The organism is Enterobacter sp. EGD-HP1, assembly GCF_000733275.2.
Classification (GTDB): Bacteria; Pseudomonadota; Gammaproteobacteria; order Enterobacterales; family Enterobacteriaceae; genus Enterobacter.
The window spans coordinates 139312-160190 of sequence record NZ_AVOP01000035.1 but is presented as its reverse complement, the minus strand read 5'-3'; the positions used below and the strand labels follow the sequence as shown (position 1 = coordinate 160190).

Sequence of the window (20879 nt, the reverse complement as noted above, 5' to 3'; positions counted from 1 at the left end):
GTTAAACGGGCATTTCGCCCAAATAAATCTGTGCAATCTGGTCGTCATTGAGCAGCGCTTTCGATTCGCCATGATGAACAATGCCGCCGCTGTCCATCACCCACGCGCTGTCGGTGACTTCCAGCGCGAGACGGGCGTTTTGTTCGATGAGCAGCAGGGCAACGCCGCGCTCGCGCAGGCCGGCAATGACGGCAAAAATGTTTTCGACCATCTTTGGCGCAAGGCCCATCGAGGGTTCGTCGAGGATCAGCAGCCGCGGTCGGCTGAGCAGGGCGCGGTTAAGGGCCAGCAGCTGTTGTTCTCCGCCGGAAAGCAGGCCGGCAAGCTGGTGCTGGCGTTCTCCCAGGCGCGGGAAGCGCTCGAAGATCTCGTTCATCTCACGCTTAACGGTGACAGTGTCACGCCTGAGCCAGGCGCCCATCTGCAGATTTTCCAGCACCGTCATGCGGGAGAAGATCCCACGACCTTCCGGGACCATGACCAACCCGTCACGGAGCAGGGTTTCGGGAGTGTGCTTACGTACCGCTTTACCGTTGAATTCAATACGGCCGCTAAAGTTTTCCAGCCCGGTAATGGCGCGCACGGTGGAGCTTTTCCCCGCACCGTTAGCGCCGATCAGCGTAGCCTGTTCGCCCTCGTGCAGGGTAAAAGAGACATCGCGTACGGCCTGAATGCCGCCGTAATGCACGTCCAGACGTTCCACCTTCAGTAATTCAGACATGGGCGTTGCCTCCAAGCCAGGCGGCGATCACTGCCGGGTCGCGACGCACGCTCTCAGGCGTGCCGGTGGCGAGCGTTTTGCCGTAATCCAGCACCGTCAGGCGATCGCAGATGCCCATCACCAGCTTGACGTCATGCTCAATCATCAGCAGGGTTTTGCCGTCATCGCGCAGTCGGATAAGCAGCTCGCCGAGCGCTACTTTTTCCGCTGCGTTCATCCCGGCTGCGGGTTCGTCCAGCGCCAGCAGCAGCGGATCCGTTGCCAGCGCGCGGGCGATTTCAAGCCGACGCTGATGGCCATAGGCCAGATCGCAGGCGCGGTAGTGGGCGAACTTCGCAATGCCGGTGTACTCCAGCCAGTGCCAGGCCAGTTCCCGGGTCTGCGTCTCTTCCGCGCGGGCGCGTTTGTGGCGACTCAGCGCGGCCCACAGGCCGTTACGGGTGCGCACGTGGCGACCTACCATCACGTTTTCCAGCACCGACATGTCGTTAAAGAGGCGCACGTTCTGGAAGGTGCGCGCGATCCCGGCGGTGGTGACTTTCTCAATGTGCTTTGGGAAATAGGGCTTATCGGCAATGGAAAATTCACCGCTGTCCGCCGGATAAAGCCCGGTGATCAGGTTAAAACAGGTGGTTTTTCCCGCCCCGTTAGGACCAATCAGCCCGTAGATCTCGCCCTTGTTTACGGCGATCGAAACGTCATCCACGGCGGTAAGCCCGCCGAAGCGTTTTGACATGTTGCGTACGGTTAACAGGCTCATGTATTCACCTCCTTATGGCGTACCGGCCAGATCCCGGCAGGACGCACCAGCATGACCAGCACCAGCGCCAGGCCGTAGAAAAGCTGACGCAGCACTTCCGGGTCAATCAGCACCGTACCGAACAGCGCCTGCTGAACCGGAGCAGCCTGACTGCGCAGCAGTTCCGGCAGGGCGGTTAGCAGTATCGCGCCGAGGATCACGCCGGGAATGTGTCCCATACCGCCCAGCACCACCATCGCCAGTACGGCAATGGATTCCTGTAACGTGAAGGATTCAGGGGAGACAAAGCCCTGAAACGCGCCGAACAGAGCACCCGCCACGCCGCCAAAAGAGGCACCCATCGCAAAGGCCAGCAGCTTATAGTTACGCACGTTAATGCCCATCGCGCGGGCGACATCCTCATCTTCACGGATGGCGTGCCAGGCGCGACCAATACGAGAATGCTGCAGGCGCAGGCAGACGAAAATAATCGCCACAATCACCAGCATCAGCAGGTAGTACCACAGCCACAGGGCGGGCACTTTGAAACCAAACCAGTGGTACACGCCGCTGAACTTCAGGCCGAACAGATGCAGCGTATCCACCCCGGTAATGCCCTTCGCACCGTTGGTGATGTTCACCGGACGGTCGAGGTTACGCATCAGGATGCGGATGATTTCGCCAAAGCCGAGGGTCACTATCGCCAGATAGTCGCCGCGCAGCTTCAGCGTGGGAGCACCGAGTAAAATACCGCAGACCGCAGCGACGAGGGCCGCCAGCGGAATAATCAGCAGATATGACGTGTGCAGCCCGTCCGGGAACCAGACGCCGAGGAGAGGAAACACCTCCAGCAGGTGTGGCGAGGCCATCAGTGCTGCGAGGTAAGCCCCGACCGCGTAAAAGGCGATAAACCCCATATCCAGCAGGCCGGTATAGCCCACCACAATGTTGAGCCCCAGCGCCAGCATGATGTAGAGCAGGGCGAAGTCGATAACGCGCACCCAGTAGTTGCCGCCAAGCTGCGTGGCCACCGCGGGGGCAACCAGCAGCGCGAGGCAGAACAGAACCATGCCTGACCAGAATTTGCGCGTTGCCGCCGGGGTTTGTAGTTGAAGAGTAGTCATCTTTTTCCTTACGCCCTGTGCGCCACGCGCTCGCCCAGCAGACCTGCCGGACGGAAGACCAGCACCAGAATCAGGACCATGAAGGCAAAAACGTCCTGATAGTTGCTGCCAAATACGCCGTGGGTCAGTTCACCCAGGTAGCCCGCGCCCAGCGCTTCGATAATGCCGAGCAGGATCCCGCCAATCATTGCGCCGCGAATGTTGCCAATCCCGCCCAGCACGGCGGCGGTGAAGGCTTTAATCCCCGGCAGGAAGCCCATCGAGAAGCTGGCGTTGCCGTAGTTGCTCGCCATCATCACGCCTGCCAGGGCGGCAAATACGCCGCCAATGGCGAACGTCAGGGCAATAATGGCATTGGGGTTAACCCCCATCAGCGTGGCAACGCGCGGGTTTTCCGCCACGGCGCGCATGCCGCGACCCAGGCGAGTGTATTCCACCAGCAGCCACAGCCCGGTCATTACCGCAAGCGCCAGCGCCACGGTAACAATGCCGGTGACGGTCACAATGGCAGGGGGATGCAGTTCACTTCCCGACGTTACGGCGATCGGGTCCATGGGCAGGATCTGCGGGAACATCAGCGGATTGCGCGTCCAGATAATCATCGCCACGGTTTGCAGCAGGACCGAGACGCCGATACCGGAGATCAGCGGTGCCAGGCGCGGGGCGTTGCGCAGTCGGCGGTAGGCAAAGCGCTCCACGGCCATTGCCAGCAGGGCGCAAACGGCCATGGCAATCACCAGGGCAGCGCCAAGCTGCAACAGCAGCGGCATGTGCGGAAAGGTGGCATTCAGGGCGTTAATGGCGGAGAGCGTGGTGAGCGCGCCGACCATCAGAATATCGCCGTGAGCAAAGTTAATAATGCGCAAGATGCCATACACCATGGTATAGCCCAGCGCGATCAGCGCGTAGATGCTTCCCAGCATCACACCGTTGATCAGTTGTTGTATGAATGTATCCAACGTCTGTACCCGCAAAGTGCTCTGTCTGCGGCTACCATCCGATAAATGAATTAAATTGTAAAATACGCATCTATTATTTCTTATGATAAATAGATATTGCTTTATCTTTATGATTTATATAAAGATAATGAAATCCTGCTTTTGGGTGAAAAGCCTAAAGAAATCAACATATGAATAAAACAGAACAATCAGTTGACCTGTCTGCGTATGCAGAAAGTCGCCTTGCAAACGATCCGCCGCTTCGGGCCGTGCGTGCCTTTGAGGCCATCGCCCGGCTGGGCAGCGTCACGCTGGCCGCGCAGGAGCTGGCTATCTCTCCATCGGCCGTCAGCCATCAGCTGAAGGTGCTCGAAGGGTATCTGCAAATGCCGCTGACGGAGCGTCAGGGGCGCAGGCTGGTTCTGAGCCAGCACGGGCGTGAATACTACCGCTCGATCCGTGCGGCGTTTAACGTGCTGCGCCAGGCGACGGAGCATCTGGCTGAGCAGGCGCAAACGCGTCAGGTGACTATCAGCCTGATCCCGCTTTTTGGTATGGGGTGGTTTATCCCGCGTTTGCCTGATTTCATGCGTGCCAACCCGCAGACCGAGATCAACGTTGTGTATGCCAACCATCGTAACTATCTGAGCGATGCCTCGGATATGTCGATTCGTTTCGGTAACGGTCAGTGGGCGGGCTATCAGAGCGAAAAGCTGATTTCCGGGCAGATGGTGCCGGTGTGCAGCCGCACGTTTTTGCGCATTCATGGCCATATCGACACGCCTGAGCAGCTGCTGCAAATGCCGCTGCTGCATGATGAGGAGCGCACCAGCTGGCCGCAGTGGTTTTTGCAGCAGGGGGTAAAACGCCCACTCCGGCGCAGCGGCCCTCTGTTCGAAGACGGGCTGTTAACCCTGGCGGGCGTGCAGGCCGGGCTGGGCTGCGCGTTAATGCGCGAGCCGCTGATCGCACCTTATCTTGAGAGCGGCGAGCTGGTGAAGATATTTGACTTACCCATTGATGACGGGCGCGACTATCACCTCTGCGTTCGTTCAGATTCAGAGATGACCGAGGACGGTAAGCTGCTGCAAAACTGGCTGCGTCGGGCGGCGAGCGTTGAACCGCTTACGGCGTAAGCAGGCAGTGTTGGTTCAGCGCTTCAATTTCCGAACCGCTGTAGCGGGCGTATTGCCCGGTCAGGCCAAAAAACGCAGGTTGGGTTTCGGTGTAGATTTCTGCCGCGAGCACCAGCCGACGTCGTTCATCCTCGCTCATCTCAAGCAGCGTCCAGGGAATGAAGTAGCGTGAGGTTGAGGTCAGTTTGAACCACAGCGGGCAGCCGCAGCCGGGACAGAACCAGCGTTCGCCGCGTGCGGATGACGCAAAATGAGAAGGGGAAATGGAGTCTTGCTCTACCAGCGGCTGGCCCTGCGTCTCAAGATACATGGCAATACCGCCCGACCACTTCTGGCATTGCGTGCAGTGACACGCGTACACGTCAAAATTGTTGAGGCTCACGCTGAACTGACTCATTGTGCACAAGCAGCGTCCTTTGAATATGTGCATGGCGTACTCCTTTTTGACGCCAGAAATCCGTATAAAAAAAGCCAGCCACAGGGGCTGGCCTTTTAACGTGACAAATCTTAGAACTGGTAGGTCAGACCTACAGCTACGATGTTGTCGGTAGCAACGCCAGTTGCTTTGGTGAAGCTGTTGTCGTCAACCAGGTTGATTTTGTAGTCAACATAGGTAGACATGTTTTTGTTGAAGTAGTAGCTCGCGCCAACGTCAACGTATTCAACCAGATCCTGGTCGCCGTATGAACCGATGTCTTTACCTTTGGATTTCAGGTAAGCGATGGATGGACGCAGGCCGAAGTCGAACTGGTACTGAGCAACAACTTCAAAGTTCTGAGCTTTGTTCGCGATATAACCGTTACCGAAGTTGGTCATGTTGCGGGTTTCAGAGTAGGTGGTTGCCAGGTAGATGTTGTTCGCATCGTATTTCAGGCCAGCAGCCCATACTTCTGCGTTCTCACCGCCAGCGTTAACGGTGTTAGCGACGCGACCTGCAGCAACCTGACGGTCAGTACGGTCAGATTTCGCGTAGGTTGCACCCACACCAAAGCCGTCCATTTCATAGGTAGAAGACAGACCCCAGCCGTCACCGTTCGCTTCGGTGATGTCATTACGGTCGTTTTTACCCTGATACTGAGCAGCAACGTTCAGACCGTCAACCAGACCGAAGAAGTCGGTGTTACGGTAGGTTGCAACGCCAGTCGTACGGCCAGTCATAAAGCCATCGGTCTGAGTCCAGGTATCGCCACCGAACTCTGGCAGAACGTCAGTCCATGCGCCGATGTCGTAAGCAACACCGTAGTTACGACCATAGTCGAATGAACCGAATTCGTTGAATTTCAGACCCGCGAATGCCAGACGGGTTTTGTTGCCGTCAGCGCCCTGGGATTCAGAACGGTTGCCTTTGAACTCATATTCCCACTGGCCGTAACCGGTCAGCTGATCGTTGATCTGAGTTTCGCCTTTGAAGCCCAGACGAACGTAAGTTTTGTCGCCGTCGTTGCTGGAATCATCAGAGAAATAGTGCAGACCTGTTACTTTACCGTACAGATCCAGCTTGTTACCGTCTTTGTTATAAACTTCAGCCGCGTTTACAACGCCTGCCGCCAACATGGAAGTCACTGCCACTGCAACTAATTTAAGTTTCATCTTAAATATTCCTTATAATTTTCTTTGGTATTTCCTGAGCCACTTTGAACGATTTCTAAACGAGGCTGTTCGTCAATGGCATGCTATTTTTAAAAATCTTGTAGTCCTATTTCAATAATAAGTTTCAAATTATTAGCAATAATTTCAGTTAGTGTGATCGAGATCGGGTAAATGGCGATGAAACAGCGTGAAATGTTCAGTGTTTAATCAATTTATTCTGGGATTGGTTGTCGTTAATATAATTTCGACATGGTTTTATAAAAAGCGGTAATTATCGGTATTTTCGTTCTTTTAAGGGGGTTGGGTGATAAATTGAACCATAAATCCTTGTTGTTAACCTAAAGAGTGCGGAAATTCCGTTGTATTGAATGAAATAAACAGAAACACACTATTGCACTTTGTGCTATTAAGATCGTGAGTATTCGCAAAGAACTAATCACGCAGGGGTGTCAAGTTGTGTCAATAGAAGTGAATGAGAATTTACGAAAGGACGCTAATATAAACAGAATCTAAACACGCGCTCTACCGGCCTGATGAATATTCTGGCGTGCGCTCACATATTAAATTTATGTTAAGTTTTCGCTATCGGGATAAATACCACCCGACAGCGAAAGCGGAATTATTTTCTGGTTGCGTACCAGCAGAGCAACGACCCGGCGCAGACCATCAGCGCGCCCTGCCAGAACGAGAATGAGAGGGGGGAATTCAGCACTGCGGCGGCAAGCGCGGCTGAGAGGACAGGGGTAAAATACGATACGGCAGCCAGTACCGTGACGTTACCGTGAAGGATGCCAATATTCCATGCGGCGTATCCAAACCCGAGTGCGATACCGCACATGACGAGTTTCACCACCACCGGGAGCGTGAACACCATCTCAGGCTGATCGCTCAGGGCATATTTCACCCACAGGCTCAGCGCGGTCAGCAAAACAAACAGGGTGATGCCGTTTTGTCCTTTCGCAAATTTGCTGGTTACCGTGCAGTAGGCTGCCCAGATAAATGCCCCGGCAAACGCCAGCGCGTAGCTTAGCGGGCTGGAAACGATATTGCGGGTTATTTCATCGAGATGTAAACCCTGTTCACCGCCCAATACCCAGCACACGCCCAGCAATGAGACGGCTAAGCCGGGGATCACCCACAGGGTAGATTTCTGCCCGTTGAACAAGATCGCAAACACAATGGTCAGGCTTGGCCAAAGGTAATTGACCATGCCCACTTCAATAGCCTGCGAACGCGTTGCGGCATAGCCCAGCGACAGCGCCAGGCATATTTCGTAGCTGACAAATAAAACGCTGCCGGCAATAAGATAGCGGGGTGAAAAACGTCTGACATCAGGAAATCCTACCGTCACCAGACACAGTAATCCGCTGAGGGTGTAGATCATCGCCGCACCGCCTACCGGGCCGAGTCCCTCACTCACGCTGCGAATAAGGCCGACCATGGTGCTCCATAACAGTATTGCCGCCAGCCCAATTAGCGTTGCTCTTTTTCTGTCCATTACTTCGCCATTGCAATAAAAATCAAACGAAAAATGTATCGCATTCTTCCTGACGCTGTCGCGAATTATTCTCTTAAGCCGTTAATCAAAAAGGGGTATTTAACCGTACCGGAGGTGACTATTAAGGGGGTGAAGACAGATGACCTTGATTTGACGCAAAAAAATCAGGGAGGTTGCTGTTAGTTTGCGCCACGAAGTCTTTTCAGATAACGAGGACAACAATGGACGTCAGCCGCAGACAATTTTTTAAAATCTGCGCGGGCGGTATGGCCGGAACAACGGCAGCCATGCTGGGATTTGCTCCCAAAATGGCGCTGGCTCAGGCACGCAACTATAAGCTGCTGCGCGCGAAAGAGATCCGTAACACCTGCACATACTGCTCCGTAGGTTGTGGGCTTTTGATGTATAGCCTGGGCGATGGCGCGAAGAACGCCAGAGAAGCGATTTACCATATTGAAGGGGACCCGGATCATCCGGTGAGCCGCGGGGCGCTTTGCCCGAAAGGGGCGGGGCTGCTGGACTATGTACACAGCGAAAACCGTCTGCGCTACCCGGAATACCGCGCGCCGGGTTCAGATAAATGGCAGCGTATCTCCTGGGACGAGGCCTTTTCCCGTATTGCCAAATTAATGAAAGCCGACCGCGACGCCAACTTTATTGAAAAAAACGCGCAGGGCGTAACGGTCAACCGCTGGCTCTCCACCGGGATGCTGTGTGCGTCCGCGGCGAGTAATGAAACCGGCATGCTGACGCAAAAATTTGTGCGCTCTCTCGGCATGCTGGCGGTAGATAACCAGGCGCGCGTCTGACACGGACCAACGGTAGCAAGTCTTGCTCCAACATTTGGTCGCGGTGCGATGACCAACCACTGGGTTGATATCAAAAACGCTAACGTCGTGGTGGTGATGGGCGGTAACGCCGCTGAAGCCCATCCGGTGGGGTTCCGCTGGGCGATGGAAGCGAAAAACAACAACGACGCGACGCTTATCGTTGTCGATCCGCGCTTTACGCGCACGGCATCGGTGGCCGATATCTATGCGCCAATCCGCTCCGGCACGGACATTACGTTCCTGTCTGGGGTACTGCTGTACCTGATCGAAAACAACAAAATTAACGCGGAATACGTTAAGCACTACACCAACGCGAACCTGCTGGTGCGGGATGATTTTGCCTTCGATGACGGGCTGTTTAGCGGCTATGACGCCGAAAAACGCCAGTACGACAAAACGTCCTGGAACTATCAGTTCGACGAAAACGGCTATGCGCTGCGTGATGAAACCCTGACGCACCCGCGCTGCGTGTGGAACCTGCTTAAGCAGCACGTTTCCCGCTACACGCCGGAGGTGGTGGAAAACATCTGCGGCACGCCGAAAGCGGACTTCCTGAAGGTCTGTGAAGTGCTGGCCTCAACCAGTGCCGCAGACAGAACCACGACGTTCCTGTACGCGCTGGGCTGGACGCAGCACACCGTCGGCGCGCAGAACATCCGCACCATGGCGATGATCCAGCTGCTGCTCGGCAACATGGGCATGGCAGGCGGCGGCGTAAACGCGCTGCGCGGTCACTCCAACATCCAGGGCCTGACCGACCTCGGCCTGCTGTCGACCAGCCTGCCGGGCTACCTGACGCTGCCGTCTGAAAAGCAGGCCGATCTGCAAACGTATCTTGAGGCCAATACGCCAAAAGCGACGCTGCCGGACCAGGTGAACTACTGGAGCAACTATCCGAAGTTCTACGTCAGCCTGATGAAATCCTTCTACGGCGATGCGGCGCAGAAGGAAAACGACTGGGGGTTTGAGTGGTTACCGAAGTGGGACCAGGCGTACGACGTCATCAAGTATTTCAACATGATGGATAAGGGCGACGTCACGGGCTATATCTGCCAGGGCTTTAACCCGGTGGCCTCGTTCCCGGACAAAAACAAAGTCGTTCGCAGCCTGAGCAAGCTGAAGTACATGGTCGTTATCGACCCGCTGGTAACAGAGACCTCCACCTTCTGGCAGAACCACGGGGAGTCAAACGACGTTGATCCGGCGTCGATCCAGACCGAAGTGTTCCGCCTGCCGTCTACCTGCTTTGCAGAAGAAGACGGATCTATTGCCAACTCCGGCCGCTGGCTGCAGTGGCACTGGAAAGGCCAGGACGCCCCGGGCGAAGCGCGTAACGACGGCGAGATCCTGGCCGGGATTTACCATCGTCTGCGCGAAATGTACCGCACCGAAGGCGGCAAAGGCGCTGAGCCGCTGCTGAAAATGGGCTGGAGCTATAAGCAGCCGGACCATCCCGAGTCTGAAGAGGTCGCCAAAGAGAACAACGGCGTGGCGCTGGCGGATCTCTATGACGCGAACGGCACCCTGGTGGCGAAGAAAGGCCAGCTGCTGAACAGCTTCGCGCTGCTGCGCGACGACGGCACGACCGCGTCGTCATGCTGGATCTACACCGGCAGCTGGACGGAGCAGGGTAACCAGATGGCCAACCGCGACAACGCCGACCCGTCCGGGCTGGGCAATACGCTGGGATGGGCATGGGCGTGGCCGCTCAACCGTCGCGTGCTGTACAACCGCGCGTCGGCGGACATCAACGGCAAGCCGTGGGATCCGAAACGCATGCTGATCCAGTGGAACGGGGCGAAGTGGACGGGGAACGACATCCCGGACTACAACACCGCCGCGCCGGGCAGCAACACCGGGCCGTTTATCATGCAGCCGGAAGGGCTGGGACGCCTGTTTGCCCTCAACAAGCTGGCAGAAGGGCCGTTCCCGGAACACTACGAGCCGATGGAGACGCCGCTGGGCACGAACCCGCTGCACCCGAACGTGGTCTCCAGCCCGGTTGTGCGCATCTACGAAGAGGACGTGCTGCGGCTGGGTAAAAAGGAGAAGTTCCCGTACGTGGGGACGACCTACCGCCTGACCGAGCATTTCCACACCTGGACCAAGCACGCGCGGCTTAACGCTATCGCGCAGCCGGAACAGTTTGTGGAGATCAGCGAAACGCTGGCGAAGGCGAAAGGCATCGCCAACGGCGACCGTGTGACGGTGAGCAGCAAGCGCGGCTTTATTCGCGCCGTGGCGGTGGTGACCCGTCGTCTTCAAAGCCTGAACGTGCACGGACAGCAGGTGGAAACCGTCGGTATCCCGCTGCACTGGGGCTTTGAGGGCGTGGCGCAGAAAGGCTACATCGCCAATACCCTGACGCCTAACGTCGGCGATGCCAACTCGCAAACGCCGGAGTACAAGGCGTTTCTGGTCAACATCGAGAAAGCGTAAGGAGCGATTCAATGGCGATGGAAACACAAGACGTTATCAAACGCTCCGCGACCAACCCGATAACGCCCGCGCCCCGCGCGCGGGACTACAAGGCAGAGGTCGCTAAGCTTATCGACGTCTCTTCCTGCGTGGGCTGCAAAGCCTGCCAGGTGGCCTGCTCGGAGTGGAACGACATCCGCGACGAGGTGGGGCACTGCGTTGGGGTTTACGACAACCCGGCAGATCTGAGCGCCAAGTCCTGGACGGTAATGCGCTTTAGCGAAACCGACCAGAACGGCAGGCTGGAGTGGCTCATCCGCAAAGACGGCTGCATGCACTGTGAAGATCCGGGCTGCCTGAAGGCGTGCCCGTCTGCCGGCGCGATTATTCAGTACGCCAACGGGATCATCGACTTCCAGCAGGACAACTGCATCGGCTGCGGCTACTGCATCGCGGGATGTCCGTTTAATATCCCGCGACTCAATAAAGAGGATAACCGGGTATACAAATGCACCCTGTGCGTGGACCGCGTCAGCGTCGGGCAGGAGCCTGCCTGCGTGAAGACCTGTCCGACCGGGGCTATCCACTTCGGCACCAAAAAAGAGATGCTGGACGTGGCGCAGGCGCGGGTGGATAAGCTCAAAGCGCGCGGCTATGAGAATGCGGGCATCTATAACCCGCAGGGCGTGGGCGGGACGCACGTCATGTATGTGCTGCACCACAACGACCAGCCGGAGCTGTATCACAAGCTGCCGAAGGATCCGGCGATCGATACCTCCATCAACCTGTGGAAAGGAGCGCTTAAGCCGCTCTCGGCGGCGGGTTTTATCGCTACCTTTGCGGGGCTGATTTATCACTACATCGGTATCGGGCCAAACAAAGAGGTGGATGAAGACGAGGAGGATCGTCATGAGTAAGTCGAAAACGATCGTGCGCACGAAATTCGTTGACCGCGCCTGTCACTGGACGGTCGTGATCTGCTTCTTCCTGGTGGCGGTATCCGGGATTTCGTTCTTCTTCCCGACGCTGCAGTGGCTGACCGAAACCTTCGGTACGCCGCAGATGGGGCGCATTCTACACCCGTTCTTCGGCGTGCTGATTTTCGTGGTGCTGATGTTTATGTTCGTGCGCTTTGTCCACCATAACATCCCGGACAAGCAGGATATCCCGTGGGTGAAAGGGATCGTCGAAGTCCTGAAGGGTAACGAGCATAACGTCGCGAAGGTGGGGAAATACAACGCCGGGCAGAAGATGATGTTCTGGACCATCATGAGCATGATTTTTGTGCTGCTGGTGACCGGGGTGATTATCTGGCGTCCCTATTTTGCGCACTACTTCCCGATTCAGGTGATTCGCTACGCGCTGCTGATCCACGCCACGTCGGCCATCATTCTGATCCACGCCATCCTGATCCATATGTATATGGCGTTCTGGGTAAAAGGATCGATTAAAGGGATGATTGAAGGGAAGGTGAGCCGCCGCTGGGCGCAGAAACATCACCCGCGCTGGTATCGCGATGTTGAACGTCTGGAAGCGAAACAGGAAAGTCCGGAAGGGATGAAGTAAGACCTGCGCCGTCGGCTTTGCCCGGCGGCGCTGCGCTTGCGCGGGCCTACGTTATGTATTGGTCACGAACGCATCTATCGCCGCAATTACAGTGCTTCTCGCGCCGCGAAGATTGCATACATAATTTTTATTATTTAGTTTCTTTTTCTCCACGTGTGTTATGCCAGAGGTATTAAGAAAATATCGCTCAAAATCAATATTCACTAAAGGCGTTGCGGCGTTGATATGTCCGCGTAAATAGCTGTGGTAACTTAATGGAATAATCAGTCTTGTTGATAAATCATCATAATAGTCATGTTGAATTATCATAAAATAAGGCTGATATTCCCGTGTTCTCTCCGAAGTGTTACGGTAAACGTCAAACTGAAAGCACATTAAATCCCTCCAAAGAAAGGATCATCTGATAAGAGTCCCGCCTTAGCCGTAAATTCATTCATGGCTCTTATGAACTCTTTATCTTGCTTTTGCTCTCGTCTTCGCGCCTCTGGTGTCCGGGCTTCGCGGGAGACTCCACCCGCCACGCTCTCCCTTTTGCCATAGTCTTTGCTTCGGTTTGATTTCATTTTTAGCTCCTTTGTTGGTGCGGTTATTATCAACCGCAGCCAACAAAAAACAATACTGTATCCTCTGGTAATCTACGTTCTGCGAGGCCTATTCCAGTAATTTCAAAACCGCTCCTCCACATACCGGAACGGGTATTTTGTGGGTTTGACTTTACCGATTTTACGTTTCGGTAAATCCACCTTGTCGACGTGTATTTCTTTATAGGGGATCTGCGAAAGCAGGTGCGAAATAATATTCAGTCGCACGCGTTTTTTATCCTCTGAACGCGCCACAAACCACGGCGCCCAGGCGGTATCGGTGGCTTCAAACATAGCGTCGCGTGCGCGGGTGTACTCGTCCCACAGGTTAAAGGATTTAATATCCATCGGTGAGAGCTTCCAGATTTTTCGACCGTCATTAATACGGTCGCGCAGACGGCGCTCCTGCTCTTTAGGCGTCACCTCCAGCCAGTACTTCAGCAGGATAATGCCGGCATCCACCATCGCTTTTTCCATGACCGGTGCGCCGTCCAAAAATTTCTCCGCCTGTTCTTCCGTGCAGAACCCCATCACCCGTTCCACGCCCGCGCGGTTATACCAGCTGCGATCGAATATCACTATTTCGCCAGCCGAAGGCAGATGCGGCACATAGCGCTGGAAGTAGAGCTGGCTTTTTTCTTTATCCGTCGGGGCAGGGAGCGCAACAACGCGAAACACGCGGGGGCTGACGCGCTCGGTGATCGCTTTAATGGTACCGCCTTTACCGGCGCCGTCGCGCCCTTCAAAAACAATACACACTTTTAGCCCTTTGGCGACGACCCACTGCTGGAGCTTAACCAGTTCAACGTGGAGGCGACGTAACTCTTGTTCATACTCTTTGGTCTTTAACGGAGCATTCTTTACGACATCAACAGCGACGCTGGTTTTCTTTTTGCTTCCCATGATTGTCATCCTCAGGTTGTCCGGCGCGGGAAAAGCGAGGCCGCAATATGAAGTGTAATCCACCTGAATTAATGGATTAACCTGTCAGCCAGCTGATTTGAACTGGCTCACCATACAAGATTATTCAATAATGCCCGTCGCGAGTGATTAACCAGTGGTTGAAGTATGAAAAAGACAATTTTTTCGTTGGCGCTTGGCACCTTTGGCCTCGGAATGGCTGAATTTGGCATTATGGGCGTGCTCACCGAACTGGCACATGACACCGGTATTTCGATTCCTTCTGCCGGGAATATGATCTCGTTTTATGCGTTCGGGGTGGTGATTGGCGCCCCGATTGTGGCGCTGTTCTCAGGCAAGTTCTCGTTAAAAACCACGCTGCTGTTTCTGGTGGCGATGTCCGCTGTCGGCAACGGCCTGTTTACGTTCTCAACGTCGTACTTCTGGCTGGCGCTGGGACGGTTGATTTCCGGTTTTCCGCACGGGGCCATTTTTGGCGTCGGGGCGATTATCCTCTCCAAAATTGCGCCGCCGGGTAAGGTGACGGTCGCGGTGGCGGGGATGATCGCCGGTATGACCGTGGCTAACCTGGTGGGCGTTCCGCTGGGCACCTGGCTTGGGCACCAGTTCAGCTGGCGCTATACCTTTTTCCTGATTGCCGTGTTCAATGCGTTGGTGATCCTTTCAGTGCTGCTCTGGGTACCGGACATCCATGACAAATCAGAAATTAAATTGACCGAGCAGTTCCACTTTCTGAAAAAACCAGAACCCTGGCTGATTTTTGCCGCCACGATGTTTGGCAACGCCGGGGTGTTCGCGTGGTTTAGCTTCGTTAAGCCGTTTATGGTCAACGTCTCCGGTTTTTCAGAAGGGATGATGACGGCCATCATGATGCTGATGGGGCTTGGTATGGTGTTGGGCAATCTGCTGAGCGGTAAGCTCTCGGGGCGTTTTAGCCCGCTGCGCATTGCGGCCACCACCGACATGGTGATTGTCGCCTCGCTGCTGCTGCTTTTTGCCTTTGGTGAACTGAAAACGGCCTCGCTGGTCATGGGCTTTATCTGCTGCGCGGGGCTGTTCGCGCTCTCTGCACCGCTGCAAATTCTGCTTCTGCAAAATGCGAAGGGTGGTGAGATGCTGGGGGCCGCAGGCGGGCAGATGGCGTTTAATCTCGGCAGCGCGATTGGTGCGTACTTTGGCGGGATGATGATTACCCTCGGCTTTAGCTGGAGCTACGTCACGCTGCCGGCGGCGATACTTTCGTTCTCGGCCATGAGTGCGCTGCTGATCTACGGTCACCTGCGGGCCAGACGGGCTCAGGCTAACGCTCGCGCGCTAGCCTGACAGGCTTCAGGCGAGCCAGGGCTCACCCAGGGTCAGCATCAGGCGGTTGGCCCAGGCGAAGAACGCGGCGGACTGCACCAGATCAAGCTGCGCCAGGGTATCCAGCCCCTCTTTTTCCAGCGCGGCAAAGTGTAGCGGCGTGGCGGCAGGCGGGGTGACCGACAGCGCTGCCGCAACGTTAATTTCCGCCTGCCAGCGCGCAGACTGCCCCTCGCTGAGGGACTGCCCCGGACGCACCGCCAGAAGCGCCTCTACCGCAGCGTCATCCTTTGACAGCTGGCTGGCTTTACGCGCATGGACAGATGCGCAGTAAATGCAGCCGTTGATTTTACTGGCGACCGTTGCGGCCAGCTCGCGCTCGGCGCGCGGCAATCCTCCCGATGTATAAAAAATCCCTTTATCCGTTAACGTACGCTGTTCAAGCACCGGCAGGTTGCGCGCCAGCAGGCGGAAGTAGTCGGAATCGGTATGGCCAAATTTCGTCAGGATGGCAACCTCATCGTCACGGAAATCCGCCAGCGGTTTGGCCGCTATCCACGGTTCCCATCCCAGCTCCTGCTGGGTAAACGCGACGGGGGCCGCCTTTCTGGTGACCGTTGTTGCGGTGGTGTGCCAGATGCCTGCCGCCACCGGCGCATCGCTTTTGGCGACGGGCCTGTCGTTCAGCAGCCGCAGCCCGGTGATGAGTCGGCTCTGGAAGCTCACAAACGCGACGAGCTGCGCCAGGGTAACAATGCCTTCCTTGCTCCATCCCGCCTGGGTCAGCGCCCTTAACGCTGCAGGCGTCGCTTCGACGGGGGAGAACGTCAGCAGCCGCGCAAAATTCAGCGCCGGGGTCAGGCGTTCTGAGGTGGGATCGGCCAGGCCAAACCCCGCATAGTGCGCTGCCAGCGCCTCCGCGCTGTGCCACCGGGCGACTTTGGCCGCCACGGCGAAGCGCTCGTCGAGTGCAAAATCATCATCCTGCTGGCTAAACAGGATTTCGTAGCTGCCCTGCGCGTGGCGCGTGGCGGCATCACGCGTGGCGCGCGCCTCTGCCAGAGGGGAACCGGGTTTAATTTCCGCCAGCTCGGCGAGAATGTCCTGACTTAATGACATAGGTGTCTCCTCAAAGTATGTGGGGGGCAATGCGTTCGGCGATCAGTTCGATGGACCGCAGCGTGTCGCGATGCGTAGGTTCGACCGAATGGACCTGGAATGAGATATCCGTGGCGCGCCTGAGAATGGAATCGGCATTCAGCGAATGCAGTACCGTGTCGGGTGAACCGATATGGGCGTCAAACTGGCGGCGATAATCGGTGACGCTGTCACCTTTTACAATGTGCCCGGCGGCGCGATGCTGCTGGGCCTGTTTCGTGAGGCCCGGCGCCGCGACCTTAAGCGCATAGTCGTCGCTGTCGGCGACGAACGCCGTTCGGGAGGCCAGAATACGCGGTGCGATGCCCGCAGGCAGCGCATCGAGGTAGGCATCCACGATTGGGTTCTGGATCTCGTCGAGCGTCAAATCCAGCCGGTCTGCCGGGCGCGGCTGCGTGCGCGAGAGCATTAAGCCGTGTCCGGACTGCGCGGCGCGAACGGCACCGTCAACGGAGAAGGTGGCAATCCAGATACGGTCAGCAAGCTGTGGCGCAGGCGGGTAAAGGTGGTTATCCGGATGGGTCAGTGAATCCCCGCGCCAGGCGCTTTGAATTACATACAAATGGTCGGCAAAGGCCGCGCCGCGCGCCTCAAACGTCAGGCCGAACGGCAGAAATGAGGTCGGAGTGCCGCCCGATCCAAAACCGACTTCAAGACGTCCATTGGCGAGTAAATCGAGCACGGCGGCATCTTCTGCGACGCGCAGCGGGTTTTCCATCGGCAGGGTAATGATGGCCGTGCCCAGCCGGATGGTTTCGGTATGCGCGGCGACGTGCGCCAGAAACAGCAGCGGCGACGGCAGACCGCCTTCACTTTCGTGGAAGTGGTGCTGCGCAATCCAGGCGCTGTCAAAACCGTGGCGTTCGGCGTGGCGGATCTGTTCAATTGCCAGACGATAGCGCTCCTTCGGCGTGGCGTCGTCAAGCAGGCGGGTGAAAAATCCCAGGCGTTTTCGCGTCATGCGAACTCCTCCGTAGCGGGTGAAAAATGGGGAATGGCGTCAATCAGCTCGCGGGTATAATCGTTCTGCGGCGACGCGAATAAGGTTCCGACGTCGCCCTGTTCGACCACCTGACCGCTGCGCAGCACCGTGACGCTGTGGGCGATCCGGCGGACGGTAGACAGATCGTGCGTGATGAAGAGGTAGGTCAATCCCAGCTGCTGCTGGAGTTGCTGAAGCAGGGCCAGGATCTGCGCCTGGACGGTGACGTCCAGCGCGGAGGTGGCTTCGTCCAGCACCAGTATGGTCGGCTCCAGGATCAGCGCCCGGGCGATGGCAACGCGCTGGCGCTGTCCGCCTGAAAGTTCCCGGGCGGTGCGGCTCAGAATATGGACGGGCAGAGCAACCCGCTGCGCGACTGTCTCCACGCGGACCTTTCGCTCCGCCTTACCGAGGCGAGAAAAGTTCTTCAGGGGCTCTTCGACGATCTCGAACAGCGTCTGACGCGGGTCGAGAGAGGCGAACGGATTCTGGTAAACAAACTGTATCTTCTGGCGCAGCTGACGACGGGCCTCGCGGCTGAGCGCGGTGGCATCAATATCATCAATGATGACCTGTCCGCTGTCGGCCTGTTCAAAACCCAGCAAAATACGGGCGAGGGTGGTTTTCCCGGAGCCGGATTCACCAACCAGCGCATGCGTAGTGCCGCGCCTGACGTCAAACGTCACCCGATCCAGCGCCTGAAGCTGATGACCTTTGCCCAGGGAGAATTGTTTGCTGATGGCGCGGGCGCGAATGGCCGGGGACGCGAGCGGGCGACCGGCCACCGGGGCGATGGTCAGGCGCTGGCCCTGGAGATCGCTCAGCAGCTGGCGGGTGTAGGCGTGCTGCGGTGTGCGGACGATATCGGCGGTGTCGCCGTGCTCCTGAACCTCGCCATCGCGAAAAACCAGCAGCCTGTCCGCGCGCTGTGCGGCCAGCGCCAGATCGTGGGTGACAAACAGAACGGCGGTACCCGACTCCCGGCGCAGGATATCCAGCAGATCGAGAATGCGTTTTTGCACCGTCACATCCAGCGCGCTGGTGGGCTCATCGGCAACGATCACATCCGGGCGCAGCGCAATGGCGATGGCAATCAGCACGCGCTGCTTCATTCCGCCGGAGAGCTGATGGGGATATTGCGTCATGCGCTGCTCGGGGTGGCTCAGGCCGACCTTTGTCAGCAGGGCGAGCACCTGCTCGTCGCGCTGGGGGCGGGTTACTTTCTGGTGTTGCTGAATAATTTCTCCGACCTGCGCACCGATGGTCTTCACCGGGTTGAGTGAATTACCCGGATCCTGCGGAACCAGGCTAATTCGCGCCCCGCGAAGGGTATCAAGACGCTTCGCGGACCATCCGCTAATCTCTTCGCCGTTGAGCGATATTTTTCCCGCATCGCGCCGGGCGTTGTCAGCCAGCAGACCAATGATCGCCTGCGCCGTGGTTGTTTTGCCGGATCCGGATTCACCGACAAACGCCAGCATTTCCCCTCGCCCGAGCGTGAAGCTGACGTTATGCACCACCTCTCGCCACTGGCGCGCGGTACGGTAGCTAATCGTCAAATTTTCCACTGAGAGAACGGTCATTAGCGACCTCCGCTGAACTGTTGGCTAATACGGTTGGTGGCCAGCACCACGGCGATGACGACGACGCCGGGGAAGGTGGTGAGCCACCAGGCGGTAGAGAGATAGTTACGGCCTTCGGCGATCAATAAGCCCCATTCCGGCACGGGCGGCGGGGTGCCGTAGCCGAGAAAGCTCAGCGTGGAGAGCGCCAGAATGGCCTGACCAAACTGCAGCGTGGCAAAAGCCAGGACGGCGGTTAACGCGTTGGGCAGGATGTGTCGCCACAGCACGGCGAAAAACGTCCCGCCGCTGCCAAACGCCGCCTCAACGTAATCCGTGTGGCGGATGCGCACGACTTCACCGCGCGCGAGGCGGGCGAAGCTGGCAATAGAGGCCACGCCGACGGCAATCGCGGCGTTAACGGTGCCAAACCCGAGCAGAATAATCACCGTCAGCGAGAGCAGCAGAGACGGGATGGACAGCAGCACGTCGACGAAACGCATCAGCAGAGACTCGACGCGTCTTGCGAACGCCCCGGCAACCACCCCTAAGCCGGTGCCTACCACCAGACCTATCGCAACGGCGGCCAGCGCCGCGCTCAGGGAATGTGACGCGCCATAAACAATACGCGTATAAACATCGCGGCCAAGCTGATCGGTCCCGAGCCAGTGTCCCGCCTGCGGTGCCAGGCGCTGTGCCCCGGCGATGCCCTCAATCGGGCTGTAGTGGGTTAACAGGCCGGGCGCCACGGCGGCAAACGCAGCGAGAATAATTACTCCCCATGCCAGCCACAGTCCGGGCTGCCATTCCACGCCCTGCCAGGCTGGAACGCGTTTTCGCGCGGCGGCCGCGTAATCGACCAGACTCATGATGCACCTCCGGTAACGGTTTGCAGACGGGGATCCAGCAGCGGCATCAGCAGATCCACCAGCAGATTGATCAGGACAAAACCGAGGGCGGAAATCATCACCACCGCCTGAAGCACGGCGATATCCTGGTTATTCACCGCCTGCTGGGTCAGCTGTCCGAGCCCGCTGCGGCCAAAAACGGTTTCCGCGATCAGCGCCCCGGCAATCAGCTCGCCCAGCAGCAGCCCGGCAATGTTCAGGACCGGCAGCAGGGCGTTGCCGGTCACGTGGCGCCACAGGACGGCGGCTTCACTCAGCCCTTTGGCCCGGGCAACGGCGACAAACGGCTGCGTCGCCACCTGGTCGAGACTGCGCATCAGAATTTGTGCCAGCGGGGCGGAGATCGGGATCGCGACGGTGACGATAGGCAGGATCAGTCCCTGCAGCGGCGTCGGGTTAATCACCGGGATCAGCCGCAGCTGAAAAGAGAAGAGCTGGATGAGGGCAATCCCCAGCCAGAACGTCGGTAAGGAGATAAACAGGACCGGCAGAGACTGGAGAGTATTGCTCAGCCAGCGCAGACCGGGCAGCCGCGACGTAAAGGCCAGCGCAAACGCCAGCAGGACCGCGAGTACAAACGCGGGTAGGGCAAGACTCAGGGTGTCCGGCAGATTGCTGGCAATCAGCTTGCTGACCGGCACCCCTGCCTGTAGCGAATAGCCGAAATCCCCGCGCAGCATCGCCAGCAGCGTGTGGCCGTATTGCTGCCACAGCGGGCTGTCCGCGCCGTAGGCCACGCGCATCTCCTCGATTTGCGCCGGGCTTAAGCCCAGGTCCGGGGTCTGAAATTTAATCAGCACCGCGTCGCCCGGCAGCACCTGGAGCAACACGAACGAGAGTGTAAAGGCGGCCCACAGTACCAGCAGCCCGTGCCCAAAGCGTTGAAGAAGTGCGTGGCGCATCGT

At 57.4% G+C, this 20879-nt stretch carries 20 protein-coding genes; 5 read left to right on the top strand and 15 right to left on the bottom strand.

What is annotated here, in order from left to right; all coding sequences use genetic code 11:
* Position 1: 1 nt before the first annotated feature.
* Genes N037_RS20800 through N037_RS20785 form a run of 4 tightly spaced genes read right to left on the bottom strand, consistent with a single transcriptional unit; the run spans position 2 to position 3543 of the window.
* Positions 2 to 721 carry an ABC transporter ATP-binding protein gene (locus tag N037_RS20800; protein ID WP_032643201.1) on the bottom strand — a complete coding sequence of 240 codons (720 nt, stop codon included), beginning with the start codon at positions 719 to 721 and terminating at the stop codon, positions 2 to 4.
* Complete coding sequence (locus N037_RS20795) at positions 714 to 1481, bottom strand: ABC transporter ATP-binding protein (protein WP_032643199.1); 768 nt, start codon at positions 1479 to 1481, stop codon at positions 714 to 716. The genes N037_RS20800 and N037_RS20795 overlap by 8 nt, the downstream gene beginning before the upstream one ends.
* Positions 1478 to 2584: a branched-chain amino acid ABC transporter permease gene (locus N037_RS20790; RefSeq protein WP_032643197.1), complete on the bottom strand. Its 1107-nt coding sequence runs from the start codon at positions 2582 to 2584 to the stop codon at positions 1478 to 1480. Before N037_RS20790 ends, N037_RS20795 begins: the two co-directional genes overlap by 4 nt.
* An 8-nt stretch (positions 2585 to 2592) precedes the next feature.
* Complete coding sequence (locus N037_RS20785; protein WP_032643194.1) at positions 2593 to 3543, bottom strand: branched-chain amino acid ABC transporter permease; 951 nt, start codon at positions 3541 to 3543, stop codon at positions 2593 to 2595.
* Between the two features lie 170 nt (positions 3544 to 3713).
* On the opposite strand from N037_RS20785, the gene N037_RS20780 reads away from it, so the two are divergent.
* Entirely contained in the window at positions 3714 to 4658 is a 945-nt protein-coding gene (locus N037_RS20780; protein WP_032643192.1) for a LysR substrate-binding domain-containing protein, read from the top strand.
* Here N037_RS20780 and N037_RS20775 read toward each other — a convergent pair.
* The 3 genes from N037_RS20775 to yddG all read right to left on the bottom strand — a co-directional run bounded on the left by N037_RS20775 (position 4648) and on the right by yddG (position 7746).
* The gene (locus tag N037_RS20775) at positions 4648 to 5088 is read right to left on the bottom strand and encodes a GFA family protein (RefSeq protein WP_032643190.1); all 441 of its coding nucleotides are present in this window, start codon (positions 5086 to 5088) and stop codon (positions 4648 to 4650) included. The two genes, N037_RS20780 and N037_RS20775, sit on opposite strands and share 11 nt — an antisense overlap.
* Positions 5089 to 5165: 77 nt before the next feature.
* Complete coding sequence (ompC, locus tag N037_RS20770) at positions 5166 to 6248, bottom strand: porin OmpC (protein ID WP_023335811.1); 1083 nt, start codon at positions 6246 to 6248, stop codon at positions 5166 to 5168.
* Between the two features lie 619 nt (positions 6249 to 6867).
* A complete protein-coding gene (yddG, locus tag N037_RS20765) occupies positions 6868 to 7746 on the bottom strand; it encodes an aromatic amino acid DMT transporter YddG (protein WP_023335810.1) in 879 nt (292 codons plus the stop codon).
* 221 nt (positions 7747 to 7967) lie between these two features.
* Here yddG and fdnG point away from each other — a divergent pair, with 221 nt between their 5' ends.
* Genes fdnG through fdnI form a run of 3 tightly spaced genes read left to right on the top strand, consistent with a single transcriptional unit; the run spans position 7968 to position 12560 of the window.
* Positions 7968 to 11015, top strand: coding sequence for a formate dehydrogenase-N subunit alpha (fdnG, locus tag N037_RS20755; protein WP_156369745.1), 3048 nt, complete (start codon positions 7968 to 7970; stop codon positions 11013 to 11015).
* Positions 11016 to 11026: 11 nt separating this feature from the next.
* Positions 11027 to 11911: a formate dehydrogenase subunit beta gene (gene fdxH / locus N037_RS20750; RefSeq protein WP_032643186.1), complete on the top strand. Its 885-nt coding sequence runs from the start codon at positions 11027 to 11029 to the stop codon at positions 11909 to 11911.
* Positions 11904 to 12560: a formate dehydrogenase-N subunit gamma gene (gene fdnI / locus N037_RS20745; protein ID WP_032643184.1), complete on the top strand. Its 657-nt coding sequence runs from the start codon at positions 11904 to 11906 to the stop codon at positions 12558 to 12560. The genes fdxH and fdnI overlap by 8 nt, the downstream gene beginning before the upstream one ends.
* Positions 12561 to 12611: 51 nt before the next feature.
* Here fdnI and N037_RS24405 read toward each other — a convergent pair whose 3' ends face one another.
* From N037_RS24405 to ppk2, 3 genes are all read right to left on the bottom strand, one after another.
* Positions 12612 to 12935 carry a CcdB family protein gene (locus tag N037_RS24405; protein ID WP_072164030.1) on the bottom strand — a complete coding sequence of 108 codons (324 nt, stop codon included), beginning with the start codon at positions 12933 to 12935 and terminating at the stop codon, positions 12612 to 12614.
* Positions 12935 to 13123 carry a type II toxin-antitoxin system CcdA family antitoxin gene (locus N037_RS20740; RefSeq protein WP_023335805.1) on the bottom strand — a complete coding sequence of 63 codons (189 nt, stop codon included), beginning with the start codon at positions 13121 to 13123 and terminating at the stop codon, positions 12935 to 12937. Before N037_RS20740 ends, N037_RS24405 begins: the two co-directional genes overlap by 1 nt.
* A 102-nt stretch (positions 13124 to 13225) precedes the next feature.
* Entirely contained in the window at positions 13226 to 14044 is an 819-nt protein-coding gene (gene ppk2 / locus N037_RS20735) for a polyphosphate kinase 2 (RefSeq protein WP_032643182.1), read from the bottom strand.
* A 165-nt stretch (positions 14045 to 14209) separates the two neighbouring features.
* On the opposite strand from ppk2, the gene araJ reads away from it, so the two are divergent.
* Positions 14210 to 15385: an MFS transporter AraJ gene (araJ, locus tag N037_RS20730; protein WP_032643180.1), complete on the top strand. Its 1176-nt coding sequence runs from the start codon at positions 14210 to 14212 to the stop codon at positions 15383 to 15385.
* 6 nt (positions 15386 to 15391) lie between these two features.
* Here the strand turns inward: araJ and N037_RS20725 are convergent, their stop codons facing one another.
* The 5 genes from N037_RS20725 to N037_RS20705 are packed head-to-tail and all read right to left on the bottom strand — an operon-like array spanning position 15392 to position 20876.
* Positions 15392 to 16483: an alkylhydroperoxidase domain protein gene (locus N037_RS20725; protein ID WP_032643178.1), complete on the bottom strand. Its 1092-nt coding sequence runs from the start codon at positions 16481 to 16483 to the stop codon at positions 15392 to 15394.
* A 10-nt stretch (positions 16484 to 16493) separates the two neighbouring features.
* A complete protein-coding gene (locus N037_RS20720) occupies positions 16494 to 17483 on the bottom strand; it encodes a putative FMN-dependent luciferase-like monooxygenase (RefSeq protein ID WP_032643176.1) in 990 nt (329 codons plus the stop codon).
* Complete coding sequence (locus tag N037_RS20715) at positions 17480 to 19087, bottom strand: dipeptide ABC transporter ATP-binding protein (protein ID WP_032643174.1); 1608 nt, start codon at positions 19085 to 19087, stop codon at positions 17480 to 17482. Before N037_RS20715 ends, N037_RS20720 begins: the two co-directional genes overlap by 4 nt.
* Complete coding sequence (locus N037_RS20710; RefSeq protein ID WP_032643172.1) at positions 19087 to 19935, bottom strand: ABC transporter permease; 849 nt, start codon at positions 19933 to 19935, stop codon at positions 19087 to 19089. The genes N037_RS20715 and N037_RS20710 overlap by 1 nt, the downstream gene beginning before the upstream one ends.
* On the bottom strand, positions 19932 to 20876 hold the full coding sequence (locus tag N037_RS20705; RefSeq protein ID WP_032643169.1) for an ABC transporter permease: 945 nt from the start codon (positions 20874 to 20876) through the stop codon (positions 19932 to 19934). The genes N037_RS20710 and N037_RS20705 overlap by 4 nt, the downstream gene beginning before the upstream one ends.
* Between the last annotated feature and the right edge of the window lie 3 nt (positions 20877 to 20879).

Excerpts from the sequence above, each read along its gene's own strand:
- N037_RS24405 (WP_072164030.1), bottom strand. The coding sequence starts at position 12,935 with ATGTGCTTTCAGTTTGACGTTTACCGTAACACTTCGGAGAGAACACGG.
- yddG (WP_023335810.1), bottom strand. The coding sequence starts at position 7,746 with ATGGACAGAAAAAGAGCAACGCTAATTGGGCTGGCGGCAATACTGTTA.
- N037_RS20720 (WP_032643176.1), bottom strand. The coding sequence starts at position 17,483 with ATGACGCGAAAACGCCTGGGATTTTTCACCCGCCTGCTTGACGACGCC.
- ppk2 (WP_032643182.1), bottom strand. The coding sequence starts at position 14,044 with ATGGGAAGCAAAAAGAAAACCAGCGTCGCTGTTGATGTCGTAAAGAAT.
- N037_RS20790 (WP_032643197.1), bottom strand. The coding sequence starts at position 2,584 with ATGACTACTCTTCAACTACAAACCCCGGCGGCAACGCGCAAATTCTGG.
- N037_RS20740 (WP_023335805.1), bottom strand. The coding sequence starts at position 13,123 with ATGAAATCAAACCGAAGCAAAGACTATGGCAAAAGGGAGAGCGTGGCG.
- N037_RS20725 (WP_032643178.1), bottom strand. The coding sequence starts at position 16,483 with ATGTCATTAAGTCAGGACATTCTCGCCGAGCTGGCGGAAATTAAACCC.
- N037_RS20800 (WP_032643201.1), bottom strand. The coding sequence starts at position 721 with ATGTCTGAATTACTGAAGGTGGAACGTCTGGACGTGCATTACGGCGGC.
- N037_RS20715 (WP_032643174.1), bottom strand. The coding sequence starts at position 19,087 with ATGACCGTTCTCTCAGTGGAAAATTTGACGATTAGCTACCGTACCGCG.
- ompC (WP_023335811.1), bottom strand. The coding sequence starts at position 6,248 with ATGAAACTTAAATTAGTTGCAGTGGCAGTGACTTCCATGTTGGCGGCA.
- N037_RS20705 (WP_032643169.1), bottom strand. The coding sequence starts at position 20,876 with ATGCGCCACGCACTTCTTCAACGCTTTGGGCACGGGCTGCTGGTACTG.
- fdxH (WP_032643186.1), top strand. The coding sequence starts at position 11,027 with ATGGCGATGGAAACACAAGACGTTATCAAACGCTCCGCGACCAACCCG.
- N037_RS20780 (WP_032643192.1), top strand. The coding sequence starts at position 3,714 with ATGAATAAAACAGAACAATCAGTTGACCTGTCTGCGTATGCAGAAAGT.
- N037_RS20795 (WP_032643199.1), bottom strand. The coding sequence starts at position 1,481 with ATGAGCCTGTTAACCGTACGCAACATGTCAAAACGCTTCGGCGGGCTT.
- araJ (WP_032643180.1), top strand. The coding sequence starts at position 14,210 with ATGAAAAAGACAATTTTTTCGTTGGCGCTTGGCACCTTTGGCCTCGGA.
- N037_RS20710 (WP_032643172.1), bottom strand. The coding sequence starts at position 19,935 with ATGAGTCTGGTCGATTACGCGGCCGCCGCGCGAAAACGCGTTCCAGCC.
- N037_RS20775 (WP_032643190.1), bottom strand. The coding sequence starts at position 5,088 with ATGCACATATTCAAAGGACGCTGCTTGTGCACAATGAGTCAGTTCAGC.
- fdnI (WP_032643184.1), top strand. The coding sequence starts at position 11,904 with ATGAGTAAGTCGAAAACGATCGTGCGCACGAAATTCGTTGACCGCGCC.